Raw genomic sequence first — 19,842 nt, 5'->3', positions numbered from 1 at the left:
AGCGCCCATGAACAAGCCCGAGACACTGACCCAGACCGATGTCGCCGGACCCGCTCCCCGGCATCAGACCACCAAAGTCATGGTCGGCAACGTCGCCGTGGGCGGCGGGGCGCCGATCGTGGTCCAGTCCATGACCAACACCGACACCGCCGATGTCGAGCAGACGGTGGCCCAGGTCGCAGCGCTGGCGCGCGCCGGGTCGGAGATGGTCCGCATCACCGTGGATCGCGACGAGGCCGCCGCGGCGGTCCCGCACATCCGCGAGCAGCTCGACAAGCGCGGCGTCACCACGCCCCTGATCGGCGACTTCCACTACATCGGCCACAAGCTGCTGACCGACTATCCCGCCTGCGCCGAGGCGCTGGCGAAATACCGCATCAATCCCGGCAATGTCGGCTTCAAGGACAAGCGCGACACCCAGTTCTCGACCATCATCGAGCTCGCCAACAAATACGGCAAGCCGGTGCGCATCGGCGCCAATTGGGGGTCGCTCGACCAGGAGCTGTTGTCCAAGCTGATGGACGAGAACGCGGCCTCCGCGAACCCGCGCGATGCGCGCGCGGTGATGCGCGAGGCGATGGTGCAGTCGGCGCTGCACTCGGCGGAGCGCGCGCAGGAGCTCGGCATGCCGAAGGACCGCATCATCCTCTCGGCCAAGGTCTCGGCCGTGCAGGACCTGATCGCGGTGTATCAGGACCTCGCCGCGCGCTCCGACTACGCCATCCACCTCGGCCTCACCGAAGCCGGCATGGGCTCGAAGGGCATCGTCGCCTCCTCGGCCGCGCTCGGCATCCTGCTGCAGCAGGGCATCGGCGACACCATCCGCATCTCGCTGACGCCGGAGCCCGGCGGCGACCGCACGCTCGAGGTCCAGGTCGCGCAGGAGCTGCTGCAGACCATGGGCTTCCGCACCTTCGTGCCGCTGGTCGCGGCCTGCCCGGGCTGCGGCCGCACCACATCGACCACGTTCCAGGAGCTGGCGCGCTCGATCCAGGACTTCATCCGCGAGGAGATGCCGGCCTGGAAGACGCAATATCCGGGCGTGGAAGCGCTCAACGTCGCCGTCATGGGCTGCATCGTCAACGGCCCCGGCGAATCCAAGCACGCCAATATCGGCATCTCGCTGCCCGGCACCGGCGAGGCCCCGGCCGCGCCCGTGTTCGTCGACGGCAAGAAGTTCCGCACCCTGCGCGGTCCGACCATCGCCGCCGACTTCAAGGCGCTGGTGATCGACTACATCGACCAGCGCTACGGCAGCGGCGCCAAGGCTGCGGAAAGCGTGACCGCGGCGGAGTAGGGGCGCCCGGATCTGAATCGGCGGCGCCTCCTGCGTCTCTGGGATGATTGCGCTGTGCTTCATATCGCTGCCCGAGCATCTGCTTATTAGTTTCTCCGTCATGCCCGGGCTTGTCCCGGGCATCCACGTCTTTCCCAGGATGCCGAACGAGGTGGATGGCCGGGACAAGCCCGGCCATGACGATGGGGAAGCAAGCGTGCGCATCATTCAGGTCGCGGCATACGCGTTCGCCGTGGCGCAGGGCGCCGAAAGCACGAGGAAGAGCCGGCAAAGCGACCTCCTCTTCAAAGTGCAACCTTGAGAGCGGCCAGCCCTGCAACCGTCAGCTGCTTGTGCCGCGCGCCTCAGTCTGGAATTTTCATCCGTGGATCAGCCGCTACGCGCCGCTGCCGTGACCGGCACGATCCGCCGGCCACGCCCCACTGCTGCCCGCATGATCAGCACCTTGAGGCCTGCTGAAAAAGGGACGCCTCGATGACTCTCGATATCCGTGAAATGGAGCTCGCCGAGACCTCGCTGGTCATCGACTACTTCTATGCGTCGAGCATCGAGCAGCTCGACCTGATGGGCATCGATCCGACGCGGATGCCGACCAGGGCGGTCTGGAGCAGCCTGTTCAAGACGCTCTACGCGACGCCGCTCGCCGAGCGCGCGGCGCTGCTGGTGATCTGGCGGCTCGACGGCCGGCCGATCGGCTTCTCCAGCTGCGACCGCATCGTCTACGGCAATCGCGCCCACATGCATCTGCACGTCACCGAGCCGGAGCTGCGCGGCCGCGGCCTCGGCGCCGCATGCGTTAGCCGCAGCGTCGACCTGTATTTCGAGAAGCTGCAGCTCAAGCAGTTGTTCTGCGAGCCGCACGCCTACAACACCGCCCCCAACCGCGCGCTGCAGAAGGCGGGTTTCCGCTACTTGAAGACCTACAAGACCGTGCCCGGCCCGATGAACTACCACCAGGCGGTGACGCGCTGGATGATCGAGCGGTGAGAGAGGCTGCCACGTTGAGCGCGGTGAGAACCGGCGATGGGCGGCGGATCGGACCACGTGAGACAAGAGCAAGTTTGTTGGCGAGATCTTACCGCGCCAACAGTGTCGTCCCAGCCTTGAGCCGAGACCTATACCACCGACCTCAGTTGTCGAGCAGGCTGCCGCTGCTTTCTTCGCTATCACCCTGCCCTGTGATTATGGGTCCCGGCTCAAGGCCGGGACGACAGCGGAGGATGTGGTCGGCTATCGGTCATATCGGCCGTTCTTCGCGCGGCAAGCCGCCAGCACTTACGAATCTAAAATTTTGCCCGTCGCGTTACCATGTCGCAGCTGTCAGGCCTTGTGCCGTCGGGCAAATCAGATCGATGTTTCCGCCCGTCCCGCCTCGCTCACGAGGGGCGCTTCGCGGTCGTCACGAACGTGGAGGCGGGATGCGGTGGACGCGACGTGGCGCAGTGAGCTCGGTGCTTGCGGACGAACGTCATGGCGCGGACGGTCAAGTCGCATGGTCCTGACATCCCGATGCTGATGCCAAGCTGGCGGTGATGATCCGCTGGTGACGGGGGCAAGAAAGCCCGGTCCCCGGGGAGAGTGCGAAGCAGCCGTTAAAACCATTGCGCAGGGAGGGCCGGGTCTTGTCCGGCTGAACCTGTGGTTCCTGCCGCCTGCATTTTTTTCGCAGGCGGGCCACGGGCCTCAGTCGGGGCCCGGCCTTCCCTGCGCCCTCTGATTGGAGAGGGCGGCATGAGGATCAACACTCGGACGCGAGAGCGGGCGCGAGGATGAGATGCTGTGTCTACAAGCTCAGTCGCCGTATTTGTACCCCCGCTCCGTCCACGTCATTGCGAGCGCAGCGAAGCAATCCAGAGTCCCGCCCGCCACCCTGGATTGCTTCGCTGCGCTCGCAATGACGAACGGAGAGAGCTATGCGCGACAACTCACGCCCTACAACGGAACGTGCCCATATTCCCGGTTGGCGAGGCTCGCCTCTTCCAGATCCAAATCGCGCTCGATGCGGCGGCGGGTTTCGTCGGTGATCTGGCCGTCGCGGAGCATGGCGTGAATGCTCTTGCGCTCGACGCCGATCAGCTCGCGGGTCAGCTCGATGCCGAGCGCGGAGGCGTCGTAGTCGTCGGGGTTGAGCGCCTCCGGCAGCTGGTTGACGCGGACCTCGTGTCGAGCGCGCAGCAGCCGCATGACCTCGTCGGACACCTCGCGGTCGCTGGTCATCATCTCCAGCGACTTCAGCGCCCGGTCGAGCCCCTCGCGCCGTGCCGCAATCTCCTGCTCGTGCTCTCGCACATGCTCGGCGCGTCCGGTGTTGGAGACGCCGAGCAGGCGCACGACGATCGGCAGGGTCAGGCCGAGGCCGATCAAGGTGAAGAAGATCACGCCGAAGGCGATGAACAGGATCTCGTCGCGATAGGGAAAGGCTTCACCGGTCGAGAGCGTGAGCGGCAGCGCCAGCGCGGTGGCGAGCGAGACCGTGCCGCGGACCCCGGTGAAGCCGATGATGAAGGTCTGCTGCCACGGCGGCAGCGGATCCCTGGCGCGCAGCGAGGGGCTCAGCACGCGTGGCAGGATGGTCGCCGGAAAGGTCCAGGCGAAGCGCGCGATCACGACGATCGCGACCACGAGCGCGGTGGCGATCATGATTTCGTCGAGCGGGAACGCCTTCGACTTCTCGTAGATCAGCCGCATCTGGAAGCCGGTCAAGAGGAACAGCATGCCCTCGATCAGGTAGACGACGAGGTCCCAGAAGAACACGCCCTGCAGGCGGGTCGCGGAGGAGATCCAGAGCGGTCCGTTCCAGCTCATATAGAGGCCGCAGGCGACCGTCGCGATCACGCCGGAGCCGCCGACATGCTCGGGGATCCAGTAGGCGAGATAGGGTGTCAGCAGCGACAGCGTGATCTCGACCTGCGGATCCCTGGCGTAGTGGCGGGCGCGCAGCATCAGCCAGCCGACGCCGATGCCGAACGCGATCTCGCCGACCACGATCGCGGCGAACTCGCCGGCCGCGACCGGAAGCGAGAACGCGCCGGTGGTGATGGCGGCCACGGCGAAGCGATAGAGAATCAGCGCCGTCGCATCATTGGCGAGGCCCTCGCCTTCGAGGATGACCATCACCCGGCGCGGCAGGTGCAGCCGGCGGGCGATGGCGAGCGGCGCCACGACGTCGGGCGGCGCCACGATGGCGCCGAGCAGGAAGCCGAGGCTCCAGGGCAGACCGAGAAGATAGTGGGTCGCGATCGCAACCATGGAGGCGGTGAAGATCACGCAGCCGACGGCGAGCAGCACGATCGGCCGCAGGTTGCGCTTGAACTCGCGCCAGCTCATCGCGACGCTCGACGAATAGATCAGCGGCGGCAACACCACCAGCAGCACCAGCTCCGGCGGCAGCGCGAAGGCGGGCATGCCCGGCACGAAGGCCAGCGCGATGCCGGCGAGCATCAGCAGGATCGCCGGCGCCAGGTTGGCCCGCCGTGCAAGAAGGGCGGTTCCCGCCAGCACGGCCAGCAGGATCAGGAATATCTGAAAGTGAGCTTCCATGGCGGGGGGCCTGGCGTCCTTGCGCCGGCCTCAATCCCGGAGGTCGTAGCGGTAGGACTTCGACACGATCTGCCAGCCGTCCTTCAGCTTCATCGCCACCAGGTAATCGGTGAAATAGCGCGGCGGCAGCTGGCAGCGCACCTTGATGAAGGCGGTCTTGTCGTCCGAACGGTCGATGGTGACGATGAAGTCCTCGCGCGGCTTGCCTTCCCCCTTGGCGGAGGGGCGCTTGCGCACCCAGGCCAGCCAGTCCGGCACAGTGAGGATCTTGAGCTCGCCGTTGTCGACCCAGCGCAGGTCCGCGGTGGGGTGGAACACGGCGCCGAGCTTGTCGGCGTCGCCCTCGTAGAGCGCGTCGAAATAGCCCTGCACGACGGCCTCGACGGTGGAACGGTCTGCGCTCATGGCCAACTCCCTGGGGAACCGCGGACAAACAAGGATCGCATTTTCGATGCAAAACGGGGCTTGGCAAGCCATGAACTGCGGATGATGCTCCGTCGACAGAAATATCGTGGCCCAGGCGGGATGTCCCCGGACCGAACCTTGCGTGATCCCGGTCACAAGCCGAACGGCCGCAATCTGCTAGCAGACCGAGCATGTTTCCCAGGGCTATGGGGTAGATACGATGTCGTGGTCAGTTCGATTGGGCGGTTTTCTCGTGGCGGCAGCGCTGCTGCTGGCCGGCCACCCGGCGCTCGCGGAGAAGCGGGTGGCGCTCGTCATCGGCAACTCCGCCTATCAGAACGTGCCGCAACTGACGAACCCGGTCAATGACGGCGCGGTCATGACGGCGACCTTCAAGAGCGCGGGCTTCGATGTCGTCGATTATCGGCGCGATCTCACCGCGCGGGAGACGCGCCGGGCACTGCGCGATTTCGCCGATGCCGCCCGCGATGCCGATATCGCGGTGGTCTACTACGCCGGCCACGGCATGGAGGTCGAAGGGTCGAACTATCTGATCCCGATCGACGCCCGGCTCGAGCGCGACACCGATGTCTACGACGAGACGCTGTCGCTCGACCGCATTCTGGTTGCCGTCGAGCCGGCGAAGAAGCTGCGCCTCGTCATTCTCGATGCCTGCCGTGACAACCCGTTCACCCGCAACATGCAGCGGACGGTGGCGACCCGCAGCCTCGGCCGCGGCCTCGCCAAGGTCGAGCCGACCAGCCCGAACACGCTGATCGCCTATTCCGCCAAGGCCGGTTCGACCGCGCAGGACGGCGACGGCAAGAACTCACCGTTCACCTTGGCGCTGTCGCGGCACATCGCGACGCCCGGACTCGATGTCCGCAAGGCGTTCGGCTTCGTCCGCGACGAGGTGTTGAAGGCGACCGCCAACCGCCAGGAACCGTTCGTGTACGGCTCGCTCGGCGGCGAGGACGTGCCGCTGGTTCCCGGCGTGCCGCGCGTCGTGACGCAGATGCCGGTGACGCCGCCGCCGAACCCTCAGGCCGACATCCGGCGCGATTACGAGCTCGCGATGCAGGTCGGCAACAAGGGCGCGCTGAACGCCTTCCTGGCGCAGTACCCCGACGGTTTCTATGCGAGCCTCGCCAAGCTGCAGCTCGAAAAGCTGACCGCCGAGGAGAACCGCGTGGTCGCCGCCGAGAAAGCCCGCGCGACCGAGGCCGAGCGGGCGCGGCTCGCCGCCGAGGGCGCGCGCAAGGAGACGCTCGCCAAGGCGGAGGCCGAGGCCAAGGCCGCGGAGCAGGCGCGGATCGCAGCCGAGAAGGCCACGCAGCTCGCGCAGCAGCAGGCGGCCGAAGCCGAGAAGAAGCGCGGGGACCAGCAGCTCGCGGCGGTCGACAATCCGCGCGCGGCGACCTCGTCCGGCACGCCGACGGCCGCAGCGCCGCAGCAGGGGCCGCAGGTGGCCGCGCTGACCCCGGCCGCGCAGCCCGCCGATCTCACCAAGTCGGTGCAGCTCGAGCTGCGCCGGGTCGGCTGCCTCACCGAGGATGCCGATGGCGACTGGGGCTCGGCCTCGCGCCGCTCGCTGTCGCAGTTCAACCGCTATGCCGGCACCAAGCTCGACACCCAGGCGGCATCGGCCGATGCGCTCCAGGCGATCAAGCTCAAGCAGGCGCGGGTGTGCCCCCTGGTCTGCCAGCATGGCAGCAAGCCGGACGGCGACCGCTGCACCCGCATCGTCTGTGCCGAAGGCTCGTTCGTCAACGACGACAATGAATGCGAGAAGCGGCACGACCGGAAGCCGGTCGCCAAGCGCGACAGCAGCGACGAAGATGTGCCGTCGCGCCGCCGCGGCCGTGCGGCACCGGACGCCGGCCTGCCGATGCCGGCTCCCGGTACGGGCGTCGGGGTGGGGATCGGAGGTGGTGGCGGTCTCGGCATCGGGGCGGCCCCGGGCTACACCAGGCCGCAGACGCAGGCGGCCCGGCCCGCGAAGTCGGGCGGGCAGATCTATTGCGACGCCTATCTGTGCCGCACCGTCCGGCCCGGCTGCCGGCTCGAATATCGCGGCGGCGGCGGGCCGGCCAACAATGCCAGCGTCGAGGTATGCAACTGATCAGGAGGAGATCGCGCTGGCGGCGATGTTGACCATCAGGGCGACCAGCGCGGTGTTGTAGACGAACGAGATGATGCCGTGGACGGTCGCGGTGCGGCGAATGATCTTGTCGGTGATGCCGACGTCGGAGACCTGGGCGGTCATGCCGATGATGAAGGAGAAGTAGACGAAGTCCCAGTAGTCGGCGTGCTCGTCTTTGTCGCCGCTGGGGAATTGCAGGCCCCCAGGCTTGGCGCCGCGGTAATAATCATGGGCGTAGTGCAGGGCGAAGGTCGCATGCACCGCGGCCCAGGACAGCGAGACGGTGAGCAGCGCCAGCGTCAGCGCCGGAGCGTCGCGCTTGGAAGCGCCGAGCTCGAGCACGATCGCGGCGATGCTGGCGAAGGCGCCCAGCGCCGTCACCATCAGGATCACGAAGCGGCCGTCGTCCTGCATGACCGCCTTGCGGCGGATGTGATGATGCTCGCTGCGCAGCATCATCACCGCGACCAGCACGAGGTAGATCGCGGTGAAGATGTCCCAGCCGATCAGCAGCCGCGTGATCAGGCGGAGCGCCGGCGGCAGCAGGAAGAACGCGACGATCGCGAGCCCCAGCGATATGAAGGTCCGCGGCCGCGCATAGATGACGCGCAGCGCAGCTGGCAGCCTTGCAAAGCGGGCGAGGTCCGGATCGTCAGGATGGACTCCGGCCAACGCCTCGCCTCAGCTCTTGCGTTCGGCAACGAAGTGGGCGGCGGCGCGCAGCACGTCGCCCTTGGCGCCGAAGACCGACAGCGCGGCATCGCCGCGGGCGAGCAGGTCGCGGACGCGCTGCCTGGCGCCCTCGATGCCGAGCTGGGTGACGAAGGTGGTCTTGCCGAGCTCGGCGTCGGCGCCGGCCGGCTTGCCGAGCGTCGCCGCATCGCCCTCGACGTCGAGCAGGTCGTCGGCGATCTGGAAGGCCTCTCCGAGCGCGCGGCCGTAATCGTCGAGCGCCTGGTACTCGGCCGCCGAGGCCTGACCGAGCAGGGCGCCGGCGATGCAGCCGAAGCGGAGCAGGGCGCCGGTCTTCATCTGCTGAACGCGGGCGACGTCGACCGGGCCGCTGTCGCCGAACCGGCCCTCGCCGGCGAGGTCGAGGATCTGGCCGCCGGCCATGCCGCCGACACCGGCGCAGCGGGCCAGCGCCCGGGTCAAAGCGAGGCGGACGCCGGCATCGGGATGAATCTCGTCGCGGGTGATGATGTCGAAGGCGATGGTCAGCAGGGCGTCACCGGCCAGGATCGCGGTGGCGTCGTCATAGGCCTTGTGCAGCGTGGGGCGGCCGCGGCGCAGATCGGAATTGTCCATCGCCGGCAGGTCGTCATGGATGAGGGAGTAGCAGTGGATGCATTCGAGTGCGGCGCCGGCCATCAGCGCGCCCCGGCGCGGGACGCCGAACACGGCGGCGCTCTCGACCACCAGGAACGGGCGCAGCCGCTTGCCGCCGTTCAGGCTGGAATAGCGCATCGATTCGATCAGCCGCTTCGGCCTGATGATCTCGTCGGCCATCGGCGCATCGGACAGGAGCTCCCCGAGCAGCGCTTCGGTCTCCTCCGCGGTCTTGTCCAGGCGTTGGGTGAAGTCGGTGGCCGTCGCAGTCATTTAAGAAGAGCTCCAGGGGGGCGAAATTCGCCGGACAATCGTTGATGGCGGCGACTTCGTCAATTGCCGGGGCGGTGGCGGCTTTCGGCCGCAACGGCGGAAAAAAGCAGGAAACCACATCGAGATGTCGGATAATCCCGGCCAACTGGCCGCACCCGCGGCGGTCCCAACCGAGCGGCGCCTGCCCTTGCGTACCGTCAGAACCCTCCTCGTGATCGCCGTGCTGGTGCTGCTCGTGCCCTACGCGCTGACGCCGTTCTATGCCGTGGGCCACCCGGTCTCGACCCTGATGCTGTGGCGGTCGGTGACGGGGCAGCCGGTGACGCGGCACTGGATCGACCTCTCGGCGATGTCGCCGTATCTGCCGCGCTCGGTGGTGGCGGCGGAGGATGCCAAATTCTGCAGCCATCACGGCATCGACTGGGGCGCGCTGCGCGAGGTCATGGACGATGCCGAGGACGGCGAGGTCAGCCGCGGCGGCTCGACCATCACCCAGCAGGTCGCCAAGAACCTGTTCCTGTGGCAGGGCCGCAGCTATGTCCGCAAGGCGCTGGAACTGCCGCTGGCGCTGTGGATCGACCTCGTCCTCGGCAAGCGGCGCATCCTCGAAATCTACCTCAACATCGCCGAGCTCGGCCCGTCCGGCCAGTTCGGCGCCGAAGCCGGCGCGAATTACGCCTTCAACCGCTCGGCCGCGGGGCTCGGCCCGCGCGAGGCGGCGCTGATGGCCTCGATCCTGCCGAACCCGGTCCGGCGCAGTGCCCGCACGCCCGGCCCCGGCGTGAGACGGCTGTCCGCAACCTATATGATGCGGGCGCAGTCCTCCGGCCTGCAGACCTGCTGGGGGGAGCGGCGGTAAGGTCCGAGCGGCGCAATTTTGGCCAAAAATGCCTCGGAGAGCCCTAGCCATGCCGCACCCCTTCCTCTATAAGCGCGGCCTTGATCGGCATCCGGGCTCGCCAGCTTCATGGCTGCAGCCGTCCTTTGCGGACGATGCCTTGCAAAAATACCCTAGAGGATACCGATATGGCCGTCCCCAGAAGAAAAACTTCGCCGTCGCGCCGCGGCATGCGCCGCTCGGCTGACGCGATCAAGAAGCCGACCTATGTCGAGGACAAGGATTCCGGCGAGCTGCGTCGTCCGCACCACTTGGACCTGAAGACCGGCATGTACAAGGGCCGCCAGGTCCTGAAGAAGAAAGACGCCTGATTGTCCGCGCGGGCCGCTTTCCAAGCCGCCCGAATTCGGCCATCGATGGGGTTGAAAGCGGTCCCGTGCGACGTGATTCGCCGGGACCGTTGCGTATCTGTGCCGCGTGATCCCGTCTCGCTGTCATCTTCTTCGCACCGATTGATTTTGCGCCGGGCCGCCGCCCGCGCCATCCAAGGCTTCAACCGATGTCCATGGTCGGTTTCCCGCTGCTGCTGATCCCGCTGGCGATCTACAACATGATCGTCTTCCTGATGCCGGGGGTCGCCTTCAGCGAGACGCTGCTGCGCCTTCAGCTTCCGTCCGGCGAGCTCTGGACGATCTCGCTCGGCGACATGCTGCTGGCCCTGGGCGTGCTGCTGCTGCTGCTTGAGATCATCAAGGCGGCGAAGCCGAACGGCAAATATCTCACCGACCACCTGCTGTCGTTGCTGGTCTTCGGCGGCGCCGCCGCCGAATTCGCGATGTGGCAGAAGTTCGGGAACTCGACCTTCCTGCTGCTGACCCTGCTGGCGATGGTCGATTTCTTCAGCGGAGTCTCGCTGCGCACCAAGCGCGCCGCCCGCGCCGTCGTCGCAGCCCCCGCACCCATGCCGGCTCCCGTCGAAGCGCCCGTGGCGGATCCAGAACCTGAGCCTGTCGAAGAGCCTGCCCGGGAAGCGGTCAAAGAACCGACCAAGACGGAAATTCAGGAGCCGGAGGTCCAGCACGCGGACGCTGCTGCACCCGTCGTTCAAGAGCCGACCGATGCGGTGCCGGCGGCTGCTTCGGTCGCCGAATCCGTCCTGCTCGACCGCTCGGTCCCTCGGCCGGCTCCCGCGCCGACGACCGGCTGGGTCGCGGAGCCGAAGGAGGCCGAGGCCGCTGCTCCGACCGCTTCTGAGCCGCCCAAGCCCGAGACGCTGAAGCCCTGAGACGCAGGAGCGCGCGCTTAGATCATTTCTCGGGTCCGGCCGCCGGCACGCGTGACCGGCTGAAGCCTCGCCGCATAGGCACTGTGGACGTCGGCAGCGGCCGCGCGCCTGAGCGTGCGGGTCTGCGGCAGCTGCTCGGCGGTCGCGATCAGATGGGTCACGAAGCCGGCATCGGGGCGGGCTGCGCGAATGATCCGCGCGCGACGGTCATGGCTCGCATCGCTCGGCAGCAGCGTCACCGAGCGGGAGGTCTCCTCCAACCCGTCCAGGCGACCGCCGTCCTGATCAATCGTTAACATTGTCCAACCATCGCCGGCGCGATTGTCACGTTCTGGGACGCCGGTACCTTTCGCCCCTCGATCTCGCAAAAGCAATGCCGTCCCAAGCGTCGCTGGGCGCTGCATGTTCCAAACATGGTTGACGCGTCTCGGACACGCGCTCGTCGCCTCGGCATGCTCTCCGTTAACCAGAGATGCGTAGTCTGATTCGCGAAGTCGGCCGCCGCCGCTCGCGCGGGTACGCGTCGGCCGTTCCCAAATCAGCGCCGGTCCTGCCGGCCTGTGCCGAAACGAGGCGACCTTGACATCCGAATTGCCACAGACCGCGATGATCCTGGCGTCCCTGGGCCAAGCCGCCTTCGTCTGGGACCTGGCAAGCGACGTGATCGTCTGGAGCGATCACGTCGGGGCGGTGTTTGCCGATGTTCCGTTGCCGCAGCTCTGCAATGGGGCCGAGTTCAGCAAGCTGATCGAGCCGGACCGCGGCATCCGCACTGAGATCATGCTCCAGACGGCACCGCTATACGGCGCCAGCGGCACGCCGTACCGGATCGAATATGGCGTGCGCACCCACGCCGGGGCGCCGCTGATCTGGGTCGAGGAAACCGGCTGCTGGTTCGCAGGCTCCGACGGGCGGCCGGCCCGCGCCCAGGGCATCGTCCGGATCAACAACGAGCGCCACGCCCGCGAGGAGCAACTGCTCAAGCTGTCACGGCACGATCCGCTGACCGGCGAGCTGAACCGGACGCATCTGCTGGCGACGCTTGCCGAGGTGATCGAGGAGGCGCAGCGGTTCCGCTTCTCCTGCGCCTTCATGCTGGTCGGCATCGATCATCTCGCGCGCATCAACGACGCCTTCGGCTTCGACGTCGCCGACGGCGTCGTGCTGGAGATCGCGCAGCGCATCCGGGGCCGGCTCCGTGGTGGCGACACGCTCGGGCGGTTCTCGGGCAACAAGTTCGGGTTGATCCTGAAGAACTGTACGATGGACGACATGACCACCGCCGCCGAGCGCTTTCTCGCGACCGTGCGCGACGAGGTGGTGCCGACCAAGTCAGGTCCGGTCGCCGTCACCGCGACGATCGGCGCAGTGAGCGTTCCCCGTCACGCCCGCTCGGTCGAGGAAGCGGTCAACCGCGCCCATGAGACGCTCGACGCCGCCAAGCGCCGCCGCATCGGATCGTTCTCGACCTGGCGGCCGAACGTGGAGCGCGACGCGCAGCGCAAGGTCAACATCCGCGTCACCGACGAGATCGTGACGGCGCTCAATGAGCGGCGCATCGTTACGGCGTTCGAGCCGGTGGTGAATGCCAACACGCTTGCGCCCGCCTTCTATGAATGCCTGGTGCGGATGCGCCAGGATGACGGCCGGGCCTTGCTGGCGCCGGACGTCGTCCCTGTCGCCGAACGGCTCGGATTGATCCGTCTGGTCGATCACCGCATTCTGGAGCTGGTGGTGGCTGAGCTCGCGAGCACGCCCGACGTCACCCTGAGCCTCAACATCTCGCCTGAGACCACCATGGATCCGGACTGGTGGGCCTCGATCGAATCCATGATGCGCGCCCATCCTGGGGTCGCCGAACGGCTGATCGTCGAGATCACCGAGACGGTCGAGATCCAGGACGTCGACGATCTCCGCGGCTTCGTGACGCGGCTGAAGGATCTCGGCAGCCGAATCGCCATCGATGATTTCGGCGCCGGGCACACCTCGTTCCGCAATCTGCGCAAGCTCGGCGTCGACATCGTCAAGATCGACGGCGCCTTCGTGCAGAATCTCGTGCGCTCGGCTGACGACCGCGCCTTCGTCCAGACGCTGGTCGAGCTGGCGCGACGGCTGCAGATCAAGACGGTCGCGGAATGGGTGCAGGACGAGGCGTCGGTCGCGCTGCTGCGCGACTGGGGCTGCGATTACATCCAGGGCCGGGTGATCGGCCTCGCCTCGGTCGATCGGCCGTGGATCGAGCACGGCAGGGCAGAATTGCCGGCGGCGAGCTGATCAGCCGCCGGCTTCCAATCGCGGATCAAGCGGCAAGCGTCAGCCTTGCTGCTCGTCCTTCTTCGGCTCCGACATGCGGTCGAGCCGGTCCTGCATTTCCTTCATCTGGCGGCGCAGCTCGTCAATGTTGTCGTCGGCGGCGGCAGCAGCGGGCTCGGCGGCCTTCTCCTCGGCGCGGACCGCACCAGGCGCGAACGGCTTGAACATCGAGAAGGTCTGCTGGAACAGCTCCATGTTGCGGCGCACCTGCTCCTCGAGCGGCGCGAAAGGCGTCCCGCTGAAGGTGTCGGCGATCTGCTTGCGGAACTTCTCCTGCTCCTTGGTCAGTGTGTCGATCGACTGCTCCAGGTATTTGGGTACCACCATCTGCATGCTGTCGCCGTAGAAGCGGATCAACTGGCGCAGGAATGTGGTGGGCAGCAGGTTCTGTCCCGCCTTGTTCTCCTGCTCGAAGATGATCTGGGCGAGCACGGACCGGGTGATGTCGTCGCCGGTCTTGGCGTCGTAGACCAGGAAATCCTCCCCGTTCTTAACCATCGAGGCCAGATCTTCGAGGGTCACGTAGGTACTCGTCCCGGTATTGTAGAGCCGCCGGTTCGCGTATTTCTTGATCGTGGTGGGTTGGTCAGATTTCGCCATGAGCTCACACATGCAAACCGAGAACAGGGAACCCGGCGGCGTCGCCGCAGGGCGAAGAGCTACGCAATGCAATAACGTAATCACTTTCGGGCGAGTTCGGCTACGGTTTTGTGCGGAACGGTTAATCCCGCAGCAGAATTCCTGCTCACGAAACCGCCAAGCGTGCCAATTTGAATGCGCTGCAACAGGAATCGCTGATGCCGCCAATTGACATGTCGCAACGACGTTAACAGGATGAAGTGCGAAGGTTGCGCATCTGCCAATCCGAGGCTTGCGGACGGCCGGCGCGACCGTGAACGAAGAAATTCGGTTTGATTTCAAATACGCCCGATCTCTCAAGCCCTCGTTTCCACGTCCAAGATCAAGAACCCCAGGAGATGCTCATGTCAGACGATGTCGTCATCGTCAGCGCCGCCCGCACCGCGGTTGGAAGTTTCAACGGTGCCTTCGCCAGTGTCCCGGCCCATGAGCTGGGTGCGGTGGCCATCAAGGCCGCGCTGGAGCGCGCCGGTGTCGAGCCCGGCCGCGTCTCGGAGGTCATCATGGGCCAGATCCTGACTGCGGCGCAGGGCCAGAACCCGGCGCGCCAGGCCTCGATCGCCGCCGGCATTCCAGTCGAGAGCCCGGCCTGGGGCATCAACCAGCTGTGCGGCTCCGGCCTGCGCTCCGTTGCGCTCGGCTATCAGGCGCTCGTCAATGGCGACTCCGACATCGTGGTCGCCGGCGGCCAGGAGTCGATGAGCATGGCGGCGCATGCGCAATATCTGCGCGCCGGCGTGAAGATGGGCTCGCTCGATCTGGTCGACACGATGATCAAGGACGGCCTGTGGGACGCCTTCAATGGCTATCACATGGGCAACACCGCCGAGAACGTTGCGAAGCAATATCAGATCACGCGTGCGCAGCAGGACGAGTTCGCCGTTGCATCGCAGAACAAGGCCGAGGCGGCTCAGAAGGCCGGCAGGTTCAAGGACGAGATCGCGCCCGTGACGGTGAAGAGCCGCAAGGGCGACACTGTGGTCGACACCGACGAATATCCGCGTCATGGCGCGACGATCGAGGCCATGGCCAAGTTGCGCGCGGCCTTCGAGAAGGACGGCACGGTCACAGCCGGCAACGCGTCGGGCATCAATGACGGCGCAGCGGCCGTGGTGCTGATGACCGCCAAGCAGGCGGCCAAGGAAGGCAAGACCCCGCTCGCGCGGATCGTGTCCTGGGGCCAGGCCGGCGTCGATCCGAAGGTCATGGGCACCGGCCCGATCCCGGCGTCGCGCACGGCGCTGAAGAAGGCCGGTTGGACCATCGCCGACCTCGACCTGATCGAAGCCAACGAGGCGTTCGCCGCGCAGGCCTGTGCCGTGAACAAGGACCTCGGCTGGGATCCGGCCAAGGTCAACGTCAACGGCGGCGCGATCGCGATCGGCCATCCGATCGGCGCATCCGGCGCGCGCGTGCTCGTCACACTGCTGCATGAGATGCAGAAGCGCGACGCCAAGAAGGGCCTCGCGACGCTGTGCATCGGTGGCGGCATGGGCATCGCGCTGTGCGTCGCACGCGACTAAAAAGCCGGCAGTGACTGCGAACCGTTCAGTCTTCGCAATCGCGTCCAGCTCAACTAAAGATCAACGCCCGGCGATCTCGCCGGGCGTTTTGTTCTTGATGTCCGTCAAACACGTCGCATAATCGACCACTAAAAAAATGGAGTTGAGCGAGCATGGATGGTCGTGCGGCAAGTTGATCGTCGCACGAAGTTTCATGATCCAATAACAACGGTGTGCATGGTGGCAGCCAGAGGTTGTCCTGTGCGATCAGTCATCGAGGGAAGGATTCGACATGGCACGTGTGGCGTTGGTGACGGGGGGAACGCGCGGTATCGGAGCGGCGATCAGCAAGGCGCTGAAGGCGGCTGGGTACAAGGTCGCGGCGAATTACGGCGGCAACGATGCCGCTGCGGAGAAGTTCAAGAGCGAGACCGATATCCCCGTCTACAAATGGGACGTCAGCTCGTTCGAGGCCTGCGGTGAGGGCATCAAGAAGGTCGAAGCCGATCTCGGTCCCGTCGATGTCCTGATCAACAATGCCGGCATCACCCGTGACACCGCCTTCCACAAGATGACGCTCGAGCAATGGAGCGCGGTGATCAACACCAATCTCGGCTCGCTGTTCAACATGACCCGCCCGGTGATCGAGGGCATGCGCGCGCGCAAGTTCGGCCGCATCATCAACATCTCCTCGATCAACGGCCAGAAGGGCCAGTTCGGCCAGGTCAACTACTCCGCGGCGAAGGCCGGCGACATCGGCTTCACCAAGGCGCTCGCGCTGGAGACGGCCAAGGCCGGCATCACCGTCAACGTGATCTGCCCGGGCTACATCAACACCGAGATGGTGCAGGCGGTGCCGAAGGACGTGCTCGAGAAAGCCATCCTGCCGCTGATTCCGGTGGGGCGCCTCGGCGAGCCCGAGGAGATCGCGCGCGCCGTGGTGTTCCTCGCGGCCGACGAGGCAGGGGCCATCACCGGCTCGACGCTGTCGGTCAATGGCGGCCAGTACATGGTGTGATCTGCGCCGGCGGCGTTGCCTCCGGCCGCCGTCTGCGGCTAAGGAAAACGTGATGCCCGCGCTCGCCGCGGGCATTCACGTCTTGGACGCTCCCCGCACGGACGCAGGCGTGGGTGGCCGGCATGAGCCGGCCGTGACGGAGCCTGCCGCCTGATGTCCCAGCGCACTGCGACCCTGATCGGTCTGACCGCGATCCTGATGTGGTCGCTGCTCGCCTTGTTGACGGTCGCGACCGGCACGATTCCCGCCTTCCAACTGGCGGCAATGACCTTCGCGATCGGCGGTGCGGTCGGCCTGGCCAGTTTGATCCGCCGAGCGGCCGGGCTGGAGGTGCTGCGGCAGCCGGTGGCGGCGTGGGTCGTGGGCGTGGGCGGGCTGTTTGGCTACCACGCGCTTTATTTTCTGGCGCTGCGCTTCGCGCCACCGGCCGAGGCCGGGCTGCTGAACTATCTCTGGCCGCTGCTGATCGTGCTGTTCTCGGCCTTTCTGCCGGGCGAGCGGCTCGCGGTTCATCACGTGATCGGTGCCGGGATCGGTCTCGTCGGCACCGCGCTGCTGTTGCTCGGCAATGGTGCGAGCTTCGCTGCGAGCCAGTTGCCGGGGCTTGCGGCCGCCTTCGTCGCGGCGTTCGTGTGGGCGATCTATTCGGTGCTCTCGCGCCGTCTGAAGGCGGTGCCGACCGATGCCGTCGCCGGCTTCTGCCTGGCGACGTCCGCTCTCGCGGCTCTGGTCCATGTTGCGGTCGAGCGAACGGTCTGGCCTGACGGTCCGATGCAGTGGCTCGCTGTTGTCGGTCTCGGCATCGGTCCGGTCGGTGCTGCGTTCTATGCCTGGGACATCGGCATGAAGCGCGGCGACATTCGGGTGCTGGGTGCGGCGTCCTATGCGACGCCGCTGTTGTCGACGGCGTTCCTGATCGTTGCCGGCTACGCGCGGCCGAGCGCGACGATCGCCGTGGCGGCGCTGCTGATCGCCGGTGGCGGTCTGGTCGCGGCCAAGGACATGTTCCTTCTGCGCAAGCGCTGAGCGCTCGGGTGAAGGGCGAGGTGAGCGGAGTCAGGCCTCGCATGCGAACTTCGGCGGCCCAATCCGACGGTTATCCTTGATGCGCACTTAACCGTGCGCAAAACCAGCGCGCCGGCCGGTAGCTCACAACCGTCGATTACAGTTTGACGCGTTCTGCACCTAACCCGCCCTTTACCCGTCCTGAGCGATAGTCCCTGCGAAATGGTGCTGACAACGGGGCGGCAATGCCGGACGTGAGACGTTACATGGCCCGCGCGGCGGAGTTGTTTCGCGTTCCCGCCGACAATCCCGAGCTGACGCGTGCGCAGTTCCAGGCGTTCTCCAAGCAGGTGCCGCTGCTCTATTTCATTCTCATCACCAATAGTCTGGCGCTCGCCTACACGTTCCTGCCGGTGGCGCCGGCGTGGCTGACGATTTCAGTGCCGGCGCTGCTGTCGACGATTACCGGCGTTCGCATGCTGTGGTGGCTGCGGCAGGGCGAGTCCGCCAGCAGCGACGCCGAGGTGCTGCGCAACCTCCGTGTCACCAACCGGATTGCCGGTCCGATCGGAGCGCTGTTCGTCGTCTGGTCGTTCGCGTTGTTTCCCTATGGCGATCCGTTCGCCAAGGGGCAGGTCGCGTTCTACATGGCGGTCACGGTCATCGGCATCATCTTCTGCCTCATGCATCTGCGCTCCGCGGCGCTGATCGTGACCCTCGTGGTCATCGTCCCCTATGTCGTCTTCTTCATGTCCACGGGCGTTCACGCGCTGCGGGCGATCGCGGTCAATCAGCTGCTCGTGTCCGGCGCCATGGTCACGGTGCTGTTCATCTACTACCGCGATTTCGCTGCGCTGGTTGCCAGCCGCAAATCGCTGCTCGCGGAGCAGGCCGCGACGCAAGCGCTGTCGGATGAAAACTTCCGGCTCGCCAATCTGGATTCGCTGACCGATCTGCCCAATCGCCGTCGCTTCTTCTCGGAGCTCACGCAAGCCTTCGCCGAGGCCGAGCGGGACGGCACGCGGCTTGCCGTCGGCATCATCGATCTCGACGGCTTCAAGCCGATCAACGACACCTATGGGCATACGGTCGGCGACCGCGTGCTGATGGAGGCCGCGCGCCGCATCCGCGACGCCTGTGCCGGCCATGGCGGCCAGGTCCATCTCGCCCGGCTCGGCGGCGACGAGTTCGGACTGGTGGTCGCCGGCAATCCAACGGACGACGATCTGCTCAACCTCGGACGGCAGATCACCGACCTCATCAAGCTGCCTTATCAGTTCGACACGACTCATACGGGCCTGTCGTGCTCGACCGGCTTTGCGCTGTATCCGCGCTCGGCCATGGTTGCGGATGCGCTGTACGAATGCGCCGATTATGCGCTCTACCACGCCAAGCGTCGCGCCCGCGGCCAGGCCATCATCTTCTCGACCGAGCTCGAGGCGGAGATCCGCAGCCGCAGCGTGATCGAGCATCTGTTGCGCACGGCCGATTTCGACGCCGAGATGGATCTGGCGTTTCAGCCGATCATGGACGCCACGAACTCACGCACCACCGGCTTCGAGGTCCTGGCGCGCTGGCACAGTCCCAAGCTGGGCACGGTGTCGCCCGCGAGCTTCATCCCGGCCGCCGAGCGGATCGGCGTCATCCGCAGCCTGACGCGTTGTCTCCTGGTCAAGGCGCTCGCCGCGGCGCGGACCTGGCCGGACGACATTCGCGTGTCGTTCAATCTCTCCGCACACGACATCTGTTCTCCAGACGGCGTTCTGCCGCTGCTGGCGGTCATCCATGCCAGCGGTGTGCCGCCGCGCCGCATCGAGTTCGAGATCACCGAAACCGCCGTCACCTTCGATTTCGCCCGCGCCGAGCAGTCGATCGCGGCATTGAAGGCGATCGGTTGCGGCATCTCGCTGGACGATTTCGGCACCGGCTACTCGTCGCTCAGCCACGTTCACCGGCTGCCGCTCGACAAGCTCAAGGTCGACCGCAGTTTCGTGAGCGACGTCAATGCCAATCCGATCAGCCACAAGATCATCAAGTCGCTGACCGGCCTCTGCGCCGACATGGAAATTTCGTGCGTAGTCGAAGGTGTCGAGACCAAGGAGCAGCTCGACAGCCTGCGGCGTCTGGGCGCGGACTACATCCAGGGCTACTACTTCGCCAAGCCGATGCCGGCCGATGCGGTTTCCGGCTTCCTCGCCCAGGAGCGCGAGCGCTTCGCCGAGCCGGCCGCGAAGGTCGTCGGCGCGAGCGCCTGA

General features: G+C 66.3%; 18 protein-coding genes. 12 read left to right on the top strand and 6 right to left on the bottom strand.

Features of this window, described 5'->3' with window-relative positions:
* The first annotated feature begins 7 nt into the window (after positions 1-7).
* The 3 genes from ispG to ACQR1X_RS11830 all read left to right on the top strand — a co-directional run bounded on the left by ispG (position 8) and on the right by ACQR1X_RS11830 (position 2,284).
* A complete protein-coding gene (gene ispG, locus ACQR1X_RS11840) occupies positions 8-1,297 on the top strand; it encodes a flavodoxin-dependent (E)-4-hydroxy-3-methylbut-2-enyl-diphosphate synthase (protein ID WP_316215289.1) in 1,290 nt (429 codons plus the stop codon).
* Between the two features lie 43 nt (positions 1,298-1,340).
* A complete protein-coding gene (locus ACQR1X_RS11835; RefSeq protein ID WP_316179199.1) occupies positions 1,341-1,598 on the top strand; it encodes a hypothetical protein in 258 nt (85 codons plus the stop codon).
* Positions 1,599-1,771: 173 nt separating this feature from the next.
* A complete protein-coding gene (locus ACQR1X_RS11830) occupies positions 1,772-2,284 on the top strand; it encodes a GNAT family N-acetyltransferase (protein ID WP_315803806.1) in 513 nt (170 codons plus the stop codon).
* Between the two features lie 945 nt (positions 2,285-3,229).
* Here ACQR1X_RS11830 and ACQR1X_RS11825 read toward each other — a convergent pair.
* Both ACQR1X_RS11825 and ACQR1X_RS11820 read right to left on the bottom strand, forming a co-directional pair.
* Positions 3,230-4,837 (bottom strand): Na+/H+ antiporter, encoded by a 1,608-nt coding sequence (locus ACQR1X_RS11825; RefSeq protein WP_434898885.1) that lies wholly within the window; start codon positions 4,835-4,837, stop codon positions 3,230-3,232.
* Between the two features lie 30 nt (positions 4,838-4,867).
* Positions 4,868-5,242 (bottom strand): nuclear transport factor 2 family protein, encoded by a 375-nt coding sequence (locus ACQR1X_RS11820; protein ID WP_315801752.1) that lies wholly within the window; start codon positions 5,240-5,242, stop codon positions 4,868-4,870.
* Between the two features lie 220 nt (positions 5,243-5,462).
* Between ACQR1X_RS11820 and ACQR1X_RS11815 the strand changes: the two genes are divergently transcribed.
* Positions 5,463-7,364, top strand: a complete 1,902-nt coding sequence (locus ACQR1X_RS11815) for a caspase family protein (RefSeq protein ID WP_434898884.1) — start codon at positions 5,463-5,465, stop codon at positions 7,362-7,364.
* Here ACQR1X_RS11815 and ACQR1X_RS11810 read toward each other — a convergent pair whose 3' ends face one another.
* Positions 7,365-8,057 (bottom strand): DUF1345 domain-containing protein, encoded by a 693-nt coding sequence (locus ACQR1X_RS11810; RefSeq protein ID WP_315801750.1) that lies wholly within the window; start codon positions 8,055-8,057, stop codon positions 7,365-7,367.
* Between the two features lie 9 nt (positions 8,058-8,066).
* Positions 8,067-8,987, bottom strand: coding sequence for a polyprenyl synthetase family protein (locus ACQR1X_RS11805; protein WP_316179209.1), 921 nt, complete (start codon positions 8,985-8,987; stop codon positions 8,067-8,069).
* 187 nt (positions 8,988-9,174) lie between these two features.
* Here ACQR1X_RS11805 and mtgA point away from each other — a divergent pair, with 187 nt between their 5' ends.
* The 3 genes from mtgA (at position 9,175) to ACQR1X_RS11790 (ending at position 11,110) form a co-directional block, all read left to right on the top strand.
* A complete protein-coding gene (mtgA, locus tag ACQR1X_RS11800) occupies positions 9,175-9,846 on the top strand; it encodes a monofunctional biosynthetic peptidoglycan transglycosylase (RefSeq protein ID WP_316179423.1) in 672 nt (223 codons plus the stop codon).
* A 167-nt stretch (positions 9,847-10,013) separates the two neighbouring features.
* Positions 10,014-10,196 carry a 50S ribosomal protein L32 gene (rpmF, locus tag ACQR1X_RS11795; protein ID WP_006610266.1) on the top strand — a complete coding sequence of 61 codons (183 nt, stop codon included), beginning with the start codon at positions 10,014-10,016 and terminating at the stop codon, positions 10,194-10,196.
* A 188-nt stretch (positions 10,197-10,384) separates the two neighbouring features.
* Positions 10,385-11,110 (top strand): hypothetical protein, encoded by a 726-nt coding sequence (locus tag ACQR1X_RS11790; protein WP_316179210.1) that lies wholly within the window; start codon positions 10,385-10,387, stop codon positions 11,108-11,110.
* 17 nt (positions 11,111-11,127) lie between these two features.
* Here the strand turns inward: ACQR1X_RS11790 and ACQR1X_RS11785 are convergent, their stop codons facing one another.
* Positions 11,128-11,349: a hypothetical protein gene (locus ACQR1X_RS11785; RefSeq protein WP_315801747.1), complete on the bottom strand. Its 222-nt coding sequence runs from the start codon at positions 11,347-11,349 to the stop codon at positions 11,128-11,130.
* Positions 11,350-11,716: 367 nt separating this feature from the next.
* On the opposite strand from ACQR1X_RS11785, the gene ACQR1X_RS11780 reads away from it, so the two are divergent.
* Positions 11,717-13,384 (top strand): bifunctional diguanylate cyclase/phosphodiesterase, encoded by a 1,668-nt coding sequence (locus tag ACQR1X_RS11780; RefSeq protein WP_316179424.1) that lies wholly within the window; start codon positions 11,717-11,719, stop codon positions 13,382-13,384.
* Between the two features lie 39 nt (positions 13,385-13,423).
* Here the strand turns inward: ACQR1X_RS11780 and phaR are convergent, their stop codons facing one another.
* A complete protein-coding gene (gene phaR, locus ACQR1X_RS11775; RefSeq protein WP_257167926.1) occupies positions 13,424-14,023 on the bottom strand; it encodes a polyhydroxyalkanoate synthesis repressor PhaR in 600 nt (199 codons plus the stop codon).
* 383 nt (positions 14,024-14,406) lie between these two features.
* Here phaR and ACQR1X_RS11770 point away from each other — a divergent pair, with 383 nt between their 5' ends.
* From ACQR1X_RS11770 to ACQR1X_RS11755, 4 genes are all read left to right on the top strand, one after another.
* On the top strand, positions 14,407-15,585 hold the full coding sequence (locus tag ACQR1X_RS11770; protein WP_434887834.1) for an acetyl-CoA C-acetyltransferase: 1,179 nt from the start codon (positions 14,407-14,409) through the stop codon (positions 15,583-15,585).
* Positions 15,586-15,856: 271 nt separating this feature from the next.
* Entirely contained in the window at positions 15,857-16,582 is a 726-nt protein-coding gene (locus ACQR1X_RS11765) for a beta-ketoacyl-ACP reductase (protein ID WP_315801745.1), read from the top strand.
* A gap of 153 nt (positions 16,583-16,735) precedes the next feature.
* On the top strand, positions 16,736-17,608 hold the full coding sequence (yddG, locus tag ACQR1X_RS11760; protein WP_316238025.1) for an aromatic amino acid exporter YddG: 873 nt from the start codon (positions 16,736-16,738) through the stop codon (positions 17,606-17,608).
* A 224-nt stretch (positions 17,609-17,832) separates the two neighbouring features.
* Positions 17,833-19,842 carry a putative bifunctional diguanylate cyclase/phosphodiesterase gene (locus tag ACQR1X_RS11755; RefSeq protein ID WP_316215285.1) on the top strand — a complete coding sequence of 670 codons (2,010 nt, stop codon included), beginning with the start codon at positions 17,833-17,835 and terminating at the stop codon, positions 19,840-19,842.

The sequence above is a fragment of the Bradyrhizobium sp. HKCCYLRH3073 genome (genome assembly GCF_051167995.1).
Classification (GTDB): domain Bacteria; phylum Pseudomonadota; class Alphaproteobacteria; order Rhizobiales; family Xanthobacteraceae; genus Bradyrhizobium.
Note: the sequence above shows the minus strand (reverse complement) of the source record. Positions and strands in the feature narration are given on the sequence as shown.